The organism is Zarconia navalis LEGE 11467, from assembly GCF_015207075.1.
GTDB lineage: Bacteria > Cyanobacteriota > Cyanobacteriia > Cyanobacteriales > Geitlerinemataceae > Zarconia > Zarconia navalis.
Map to the genome: position 1 here is coordinate 1 of NZ_JADEXN010000206.1, position 8,379 is coordinate 8,379.

The 8,379-nt window shown below is 48.4% G+C and carries 11 protein-coding genes; 7 read left to right on the top strand and 4 right to left on the bottom strand.

The genetic code is table 11. The features are described from left to right. Positions 1–185 precede the first annotated feature (185 nt). The 3 genes from IQ235_RS12110 (at position 186) to IQ235_RS12120 (ending at position 3,613) form a co-directional block, all read left to right on the top strand. The gene (locus IQ235_RS12110; RefSeq protein WP_264321717.1) at positions 186–596 is read left to right on the top strand and encodes a CAP domain-containing protein; all 411 of its coding nucleotides are present in this window, start codon (positions 186–188) and stop codon (positions 594–596) included. 346 nt (positions 597–942) lie between these two features. Then, a complete protein-coding gene (locus IQ235_RS12115; protein WP_264321718.1) occupies positions 943–2,829 on the top strand; it encodes a Calx-beta domain-containing protein in 1,887 nt (628 codons plus the stop codon). A 298-nt stretch (positions 2,830–3,127) separates the two neighbouring features. Beyond that, entirely contained in the window at positions 3,128–3,613 is a 486-nt protein-coding gene (locus IQ235_RS12120; RefSeq protein WP_264321719.1) for a GspH/FimT family pseudopilin, read from the top strand. 97 nt (positions 3,614–3,710) lie between these two features. Here the strand turns inward: IQ235_RS12120 and IQ235_RS12125 are convergent, their stop codons facing one another. From IQ235_RS12125 to IQ235_RS12135, 3 genes are all read right to left on the bottom strand, one after another. Then, positions 3,711–4,277, bottom strand: coding sequence for a Uma2 family endonuclease (locus tag IQ235_RS12125; protein WP_264321720.1), 567 nt, complete (start codon positions 4,275–4,277; stop codon positions 3,711–3,713). A gap of 86 nt (positions 4,278–4,363) precedes the next feature. Continuing rightward, positions 4,364–4,792 (bottom strand): HNH endonuclease, encoded by a 429-nt coding sequence (locus IQ235_RS12130; protein ID WP_264321721.1) that lies wholly within the window; start codon positions 4,790–4,792, stop codon positions 4,364–4,366. Then, the gene (locus IQ235_RS12135) at positions 4,789–5,145 is read right to left on the bottom strand and encodes a hypothetical protein (RefSeq protein ID WP_264321722.1); all 357 of its coding nucleotides are present in this window, start codon (positions 5,143–5,145) and stop codon (positions 4,789–4,791) included. Before IQ235_RS12135 ends, IQ235_RS12130 begins: the two co-directional genes overlap by 4 nt. 197 nt (positions 5,146–5,342) lie before the next feature. Here IQ235_RS12135 and IQ235_RS12140 point away from each other — a divergent pair, with 197 nt between their 5' ends. The 3 genes from IQ235_RS12140 to IQ235_RS12150 all read left to right on the top strand — a co-directional run bounded on the left by IQ235_RS12140 (position 5,343) and on the right by IQ235_RS12150 (position 7,795). Beyond that, the gene (locus tag IQ235_RS12140) at positions 5,343–5,828 is read left to right on the top strand and encodes a hypothetical protein (RefSeq protein ID WP_264321723.1); all 486 of its coding nucleotides are present in this window, start codon (positions 5,343–5,345) and stop codon (positions 5,826–5,828) included. Between the two features lie 208 nt (positions 5,829–6,036). Next, complete coding sequence (locus IQ235_RS12145; protein ID WP_264321724.1) at positions 6,037–6,204, top strand: hypothetical protein; 168 nt, start codon at positions 6,037–6,039, stop codon at positions 6,202–6,204. Continuing rightward, positions 6,161–7,795, top strand: coding sequence for an NACHT domain-containing protein (locus IQ235_RS12150; protein ID WP_264321725.1), 1,635 nt, complete (start codon positions 6,161–6,163; stop codon positions 7,793–7,795). Before IQ235_RS12145 ends, IQ235_RS12150 begins: the two co-directional genes overlap by 44 nt. 194 nt (positions 7,796–7,989) lie before the next feature. On the opposite strand, the gene IQ235_RS12155 is transcribed toward IQ235_RS12150, so the two are convergent. Next, positions 7,990–8,283, bottom strand: a complete 294-nt coding sequence (locus tag IQ235_RS12155) for a XisI protein (RefSeq protein ID WP_264321727.1) — start codon at positions 8,281–8,283, stop codon at positions 7,990–7,992. Between IQ235_RS12155 and IQ235_RS12160 the strand changes: the two genes are divergently transcribed. Continuing rightward, positions 8,191–8,379: hypothetical protein (locus IQ235_RS12160; RefSeq protein ID WP_264321726.1), on the top strand; the 189-nt coding region annotated here is incomplete at its 3' end. The genes IQ235_RS12155 and IQ235_RS12160 overlap by 93 nt on opposite strands.

Consider the following 8,379-nt stretch of genomic DNA (forward strand, 5'->3'; position numbering starts at 1 on the left):
TCGACACGGTTGGTGGCACTGTTACCTGAACGTGAACCGACACGGGAAGCGGCACTGATACCGGAAGTGGAACCGACACGGGAAGCGGCACTGATACCGGCAGTGGAACCGACACGGGAAGCGGAACTGACACCGGCAGTGGAACTGATACTGGGTCTGCGAACCAAGAGTTCCTAGATGAAGTCTTGCGCCTCACTAACGAACACCGCGCCAGCCAAACTGCCATCGATGGCATTGCACGACCCGAGCTGACAGCCAATGGGCTACTCCATGCCGCAGCCCAAGAGCACAGCGAAGATATGGCCAATCAGGACTTCTTCGATCACTACAACCCCGTAGAAAAGAATACTTTCGACCAACGCATTAAGACTGCGGGTTACGACTTCTCTGCCGCTGGAGAAAACATTGCCGCTGGGACTGGTCTATTTAGCCCCCAGAAAGTTGTGGATGCCTGGATTGCCAGCCCCGGTCACAACGAAAATCTCCTAGACCCTCGGTTCACCGAACTTGGCGTTGGGTACCATTTCCTCGCCAACGATACGGGTAAGGAGAACCATTATATCTACTGGACTCAGAAGTTTGGCAACCCTAAGTAAGAGTGGTGAAGGATTAATTATTCGACACCAAAAATGATGCGTTACGACGGTTTTTAAAGTCTAGTTTTCAATAGATTCTTTTACCGTCTAACGCATCCTACAGGATTTCTATTCTCATCAAAAATGATGCATTCTGACAGATTGTTATCGCAGCTTTCATGCTTGGTAGACCCTAACTGACATAAACGGGGTAGGCATAGGGGCACTACCCCTACTGTACGGAGTCTATGTTTTGCACAAATTGCTAACAATCTCAACTCAAACAATTCTTTTGTTATTGTCGCGCATCCGTAAGGAAATCCTGTCGCATTAAGATTTCCGCATTTCATCAAAAACGATTAATCTCATGCTTTCTCTCGAACTCAACGAACCTCAACCCACATTCCTAACTTCCGAAACCGATCTTTTTGCGGGCACTCAACAGCAAGATGTCATTTTAGCCCTCGGTGGAAACGATACCGTTATGGGTTTAGGAGAAAGAGATCGTCTGTATGGAAATCAAGGAGAAGATTATCTTTTTGGCAATCAAGGACAAGATTTAATTACTGGTGGCAAACAAGAAGATTGGTTGTTTGGTGGCAAAGACGAAGACATCTTATTTGGTAACTTAGGGGACGATCGCCTTTTTGGAAATATCGGAAACGACACGATTTATGGCGGTCGAGATAACGATACCATCTGGGGCGGCAAGGATAATGATTTAGGATTGGGGGAAGTTGGAGATGATGTACTTTACGGAGATTTGGGAGACGACGAGCTTGATGGTGGCGCAGGTATCGATACTCTCTGGGGTGGCGATGGTAACGATACGTTCGTTCTCGATGCCGATTTGGGAAGCTCGACGATCGATGCGGCGGAAGTTATTGGCGATTTTACAGGCGATCGCGATCGCCTATTGCTGCGGGGAGGACTGAGCTTCGATCGATTGGAGATTGCCTCGGGAACGGGGGACTATACCGGAGATGCGATCGTTCGAGATCGTCAAACGAGTAAATTCCTCGCCATCCTCAAAGATGTGGACGGCAGCACCATTGGGGCAGATGACTTTGCCGGGTTGATTCCGAATTCCGATACGGGAACTGATACCGGCAGTAGCACAGACACGGAAACCGATACGGGAACTGATACCGGCAGCGGCACAGATACGGGAAGCGATACGGGAACCGATACGGGAACCGATACGGGAACTAGCAGCACCATTGCTTTAGAACCCACTAGCTATACTCTCAACGAAGATGCCGGGACTGCAACGATCGCCATTCAACGCACGGGAGATACCACCACAGAAGCGAGCATCGACTATGCAACCAGCGACGGAACGGCGACGGCTGGAAATGACTATACCGCAGCTAATGGAACCCTCAACTTTGCCCCTGGAGAGACGAGCAAAACCTTCACCTTTTCTATTAACGACGATGGCGACGTGGAAACAGACGAAACGGTGCGGATTACCCTGACCAATGCCATCGGTGCAGATTTGGGAACTGAAGATAGCGCCGTTCTCACCATTACCGACGACGATACCGCAACCCTACCACCTGCCCAACCCGCTGCTATTGATAGTACCCCGGTGAAGTTCGCCCCCAGCGACGACGAAGCCACCATTGCCGCTAAGGGGGGACAAAAGATTGCTCTGGGTACGCAAACCATTTATATCGGCACTTGGCAGAAAACGGGCATCAACCAAGATCCGATCGTTGCTAGTTTCGACAGTGCCAACCCCGATAATAATTGGGTGAAAACCGACTACGAAATGACTGGTGCGGACGGACGGGGTTCGGGTTTGTTCTGGGATGGGACGAACTTGTACGCCACGTTTAGCACCGACGGCACTCAGGGAACGGCGAGCGAAGATTGGCGGCGCGCCAGTGGAGATGCTACCCAGTCCTGGCTGCGGAGTTACGGATCGGGAGGTGGTCCGAAAATTGGAGTTCTCGGCCGGATCGATCGTGCGACGGGGAACCTGCTCGATGCGGCTTATATCTCCGCTCGTAAAGCCAGCGATGGTAAAACTAATTCCTTAGTCATCACCGATTTAGAGACCGTTGATGGCAACTTGAAAGTAACGGCCAACTCGTGGTTCGCCCCGCGCAATACCGATGGTAGTTCTATGACTGACGACGGTGCGGGAGGTTCGCCCCATGCTTATCGGCTATTACTATCGGGGGATTTGAAAACGGCGATCGGGGCTAAAGCGACTGGCTGGATTTCCAACAATACCACGGGACTCTAATCCTTCGATTACAACTCCCGCTTTCAAACCCTCTCCCTACCTCCTGACAAGGGAATGCTTGTCAGGGGATGATTACAACCTAGCGTCTGCGCCAGTTTTGGGAAATGCAATCTAAACACCAACTTTAAATCATCTCGATCGAACCTTAATTTTTGCGCGAGTAAAATCGAAGAGAAACACCCTCTAAAGATATACTCGCAATTTTTTAACAAGGTTGAGATACTTGACGGTGCCAGCAACACAGCCAAAGATAAATCGAATTTCCCCAATTTCTCAGAGATCGACTCAAGGCTTTACCATGGCAGAAGCACTCGCCGTTGTAGTCTTAATTGGTGCTTTAGCGGCGATCGCTGCCCCGAGTTGGATGAAATTCAAAGATCGATACGCGCTCAATGCTGCCAACAATGACGTATTGCTGGCGATGCGCGAAGCCCAAAGCAAAGCCATCCGCACCAAAACCACCTGGCAAGCGAGTTTTCGGGAAACCGATGGGATTGTAGAATGGGCAGTCCACCCCACCAACCTCGATCCGGGTGCCGCCGTTTGGCAATCCCTCGATGCCGTCGTTCGTATGGATGAAGAAACGACGTTGCGAGAAGCCGGTGGCGTGCGGCGAGTGCGCTTCAACCATCGCGGACGCACCAGCGGTCAACTGGGACGGGTGACGTTATCGAGTAAAAATGGGGGAGACGCGAAACGCTGTACGATCGTCTCGACGTTACTCGGGGCAATGCGCCAGTCGAAAAACAAAGCTAAACCTGAAAAAGGGAAGTACTGCTATTAGTACTCGATCTAGTTTTGCGAGGTAGGGGTAGTGCCCCTGTGCCTACCCCGGCGGTACTTACTGGCAGTAGAATGGGGCAATCGCGGGAGGATTACCCCTACTCGGTTTCAAATACAATGTCTTCGTAGAGCAGTTCGATCGCAAATTCTAACTCCAGACTCGATAGGGTCACGATATCGCCGGAGGTGTAGGGATAGTACAGCCACATTCTGCCCTCTCCCCGACAGAACCGTTCGACGGAGATTTTTTCGGGGCTAATTAAGAGATATTCTTGCAGGGTGGCGTGTTTGATGTAGTTGGTAAATTTTTCCCCTCGATCTTTTCCACTGGTACTGGGTGAGAGGACTTCGGCGATGAGGGTCGGATTTTGAATAAATTTGCGCGCCGTTCGGTCTTGCGGGTCGCAACTGACAATAACATCGGGATAGTAGTATTGGCTGCCCGCGTTGAGTTGCGCTTTGACATCGGAGACGTTCGCCCGACAGCCCCGAGAACGCAGATGGGGATATAGGGTTCTGTAGAGATTGAGGGCAATATCGTTGTGAGGAATCGTACTGCCCGTCATCGCCACAACTTCGCCATTACAGTATTCGTAGCGAATCTCTTGTTGGGCTTCCCATTCGAGGTATTCCTCGGGGGACATTTTTGGCGTTTGTTGGGGCATGGCGATCGTTGTTTGTCAGAGGTCGATCGACTGTGATGATTTTATTGTATCGATCGCCCCGCTCTGACAACCCAAAAATAGAACCGTCACGTTCTTTCAGGGGTCGGTGGTGGATATTGTCCGATCGCCATCAGTTGCTCGCGTTCGAGGATGCGTTCTGGGAGGTTAAATTGTAGAATCTTAGCTGTGACACGCCCTTCGGGAGTTAAAGGGACGATCGTTCCGACCTCTAGCTCGAAGTGGTCTGACCAATTCTGGAGACGGGGATTAAAAAAGGGAGTTAACTGTTGCGTTTCCGGGTCGATCGAACCTAGGTCAGTTCCTTTGAAACGATTGCAGCAAGGACACGATAGTGCTAGGTTTTCAGCTTCGGTGATGCCATCGTGTTTTTCGGCAATGATGTGTTCCATTTCAAAGGCAAAGAGTGAAGCCGATTGGGGAAAGCGGCAATATTCGCATTGTTGGGCGGCACGTTGAGTGACAAGCCGACGCAGAGTTGCCGATACATAACTCATGCGACGGTCTGTAAGCGCCCGTAGGCATGAGCTTTGGCGAGGCGCACCCAATGCTCTAGGAGTAAGTATCGATCGAGTTCCACTTCTTCGGTTTGGGAAAGCATTCCGGATTTATTACGATCGAGCAGTTCGCTCGTTCGCGCTTGCAATTCGGGGGTAGGGCGGATCGCGAGGATTTCTTCCGGACTGGGTTGACTGGCAAGCAGTTCGACGATTTGGATTTCGTCTTGGTAGGAAATGGTATCTGCGGGGGTGAGTTCCTCGATCGCCCGATCGAGAACTTCCGGGAGGCGATCGCCTAATTGTTGCAGTTTTTCGCCGATGCGATCGGGAACTTTTAAGGTAACTTGCATTTTGTGATTTGAGGGATTTGGGCACGATGGGGGATGACTTTATTGTATCGATCGGGGGTTGCGGGTTTTCGATGAGGCGATCGCACTTCTTACCCCTTTAAAATGAAATTATCTGGATGCTGGCCAATTTTTAAGTAAAACTTACAATATATATGAATACTTGACTGTACCCAAACCATACTCCTCCGAAATTTTAGATGATTAGCGATCGCCTCTATCATTTACAATCTGAAGTCCAAAGCTACTATAAGCAACTGGCTGGCAAGGAAAAAGCCAAACGATTGGCAGAACAAGCAGAAAAAGAGAGAATTCAGCAGCAGATTGACGAACTCAAGCAAGAACTGAACGCCGTCGAACGAGAATATTGGATGCGCTGGCGGGCGGAAATTGCCGGATTGACGATTCCCGAGGCAGACGCGGAAGAAGTCGCCAGTGGAATGCTTCGGGAAGTTGAGTTTCTCGAAATTGAACCGACGGTGCAGAATCATGCCCAACTCATGCAGGCATTGCAGGAAATCAAAGCCGAACTGAGTAAGCCGGGAATCCCCGCAGCCGGAAAACTCACGGCGGCGATTCCATTGTTGCCTGGAGTAATTGCTTATGAGATGGAGTTGGATACGGAAGGGTTCTTGAAGCGGGCATTTCCCACGGTTTGCAAGTTGGCAAACAAGCTAAAAAAGTAACCCCCTCCGATGGAACGTGGGAAACATCGAGGGAGACATCGCCTAAAACATCTACTGATACAACCAGGGAACCCGCCCAAAGAAAACTGCTGCAAGCCATCGAGTCAGAAGTTGACGGGCGCTTGGCGCAGTCGCTGCATAATGCCGTGCGCTTATCCCTGGGAATGGAACGACGGGATAGTGCCGTGTCGTCGCCGTGGGAGGTGACGTGGTACGAACCCCAGAAACCGCCCAAGCCCTTGCCTGCCGGGACGCGGATTGGGGAGGTGTTTCGCGAGAAAGAGCAGCAGTTGCTAATTTTGGGAGAACCGGGGGCGGGGAAAACCACGACGATGCTGGAGTTGGCGCGGGAATTGCTCGATGCAGCCTGGGCTGATGGTTCCCAACCGATTCCGGTATTGGTGAGTTTGTCGTCCTGGAAGCAGCCGAAGGTAGAAATTTTTGACTGGCTGGTGGCGGAACTCAAGGCGAAGTACGGATTGCGGCAGGACTTAGGTAAAGAATGGCTAGAGAGTGGTGCGTTGCTGCCTCTGCTGGATGGGTTGGATGAAGTGACCCCCGAACTCCAGCAACATTGCGCCGAGGCAATCAATACTTGGCTGACGGGGGATTTAGAGAAGCAGCCCTGTGGGGTATTGGTGTGCTGTCGGCGAGAGGAATTCGAGAAAATCGTCCGCAAAAAGCTGAGTTTGCAGGGGGCGATTTATTTGCAGCCTTTGACTGCCACGCAGATTGAGGCGTATTTTACCCGGTTGAAATTACCAGAGGTGTGGCAGACGGTAAGAGAGGATGCCCCGTTGCGAGAGTTGTTAACAAAACCGCTATTTTTGTCGATGTTTGGGTTGGTGCAGATACAGGGAAAATTCGACCTGGCGGCGTGGAAGAAGCGGGAGACTTCCGAGGCGAAAATCGAGTATTTGTTCGATACCTATTGGGATGCGGTGATGAGTCGGGAGTTAATTCTCGATCCTGACAAAAAAAAATTAGGCTGGTTGAGTAAAACCTATACAAATAAAGCTTTGCCAAAACCAGAAGCAGTTAAGAGAACTCTGGTATTTGTAGCAAATGCTATAGAACACGATCCAAGGCTGGGATCGGAGTTTATGATTGAAAAAATGCAGCCTTTATGGTTGAAAAGTAAAACTAAAGAATCCTATTACTATATTGTTTTGAGCTTCATAGCTTCTTTTGTTTTATTTTTTACGATTGAATTATATTTTTATTTTTTATATAAACTTTTTTTGATTAACATATTATATATTTCTTTGATTTTTTTCTTTATTATAAGCCTGTTTATGATTCTTGTTCACAATTTAACCCCAGTCAAAAACAAGATATATTTCATTGAAGATATTAAATTGCCAGAAACTTCTGAAGAACGAAAATATAGTACAAGTATATTACGAAAAGAATTAATACGAGATTTAATATGTAGTTTAATAATTAGTTTAGTTTGTAGTTTTTATCTTGCTCCAATTCTTGACTCAAAAACAATATTTATGGCATCTTTTGTTTTTTGTTTTACTGGAGGATTAATAAAAGGTATTGTGAAAGGATTTAAAACAGATGTTGAAAATAAAATAATTCCCAATCAAGGATTTAAAAATTCAATGAAAAACACAATTTATTGGGGGTTAGTGATTTTATGTATCACCTCAATGATTAAGATTGAATTTATTGACTCATTAAAAGTACAACAATTCAGTTCTGCTATGAGTTCTAATTCTATTCTGAGCCTCTGCATTATTTTAATATTGTGGTTGAGTATAGTCTTTTTGGGGGTATATCCCTCTACGCAACACATCGCCCTTCGCATCGTCCTTGCCTGGAACCGCTACGTTCCCCTCCGCTTCGATCGCCTCTTAGACTATTGCACCGAACGCCTGCTCATCCAACGCATCGGCGGTCGCTATCGGTTCGTTCACAAACTGCTGCAAGACCACTTCGCGAAAATGGAATTGGATTGATGGTCGGCATTCAGTTACTGTAGGGGACAAGCGCGTAGCCATGCCGACAGGCTATACGGCCGTTGACCCCTACAATGCTGTTACGAGCAAGATCGAACCCAAGATCTGAATCCTGGCATAAAACCCTCGGTTAGTGGGCAGTTTAATATGTGGCGTAACTGCCCACCCTACAAAACTGAAAGCTGACCGCTAAACTACCCCACTGCTAACTCCGTAAACTGTCGCATATAAGGCGATCGATATCCCAAGACAATGTCAGATTTCGGCACGCCCGCCTCGATTAATGCGTTGGCGATTCCATCTTCAATTCCATCTCGTTGAATCCAAATTTTATCTCCTTTAATCTCAATATAAATAACGCATCCAAATACTCGTCGCTCTCCACGCCAGCCAATATGAAACATCATATAGCGATCGCTTTGGATATCGATCGCCGTTTGAGTCTCTATCTCGCTGTCGTATCCATCATCCTCCGAATATTTTCGGATAATCGACTTAACAATTTCTCGATATTTTTCTATTTCCTTTGCTTTCGTCCTCGGGTGGGCAGCGATCGCCTTGAAATTTCAGCAGAACCTCTATAC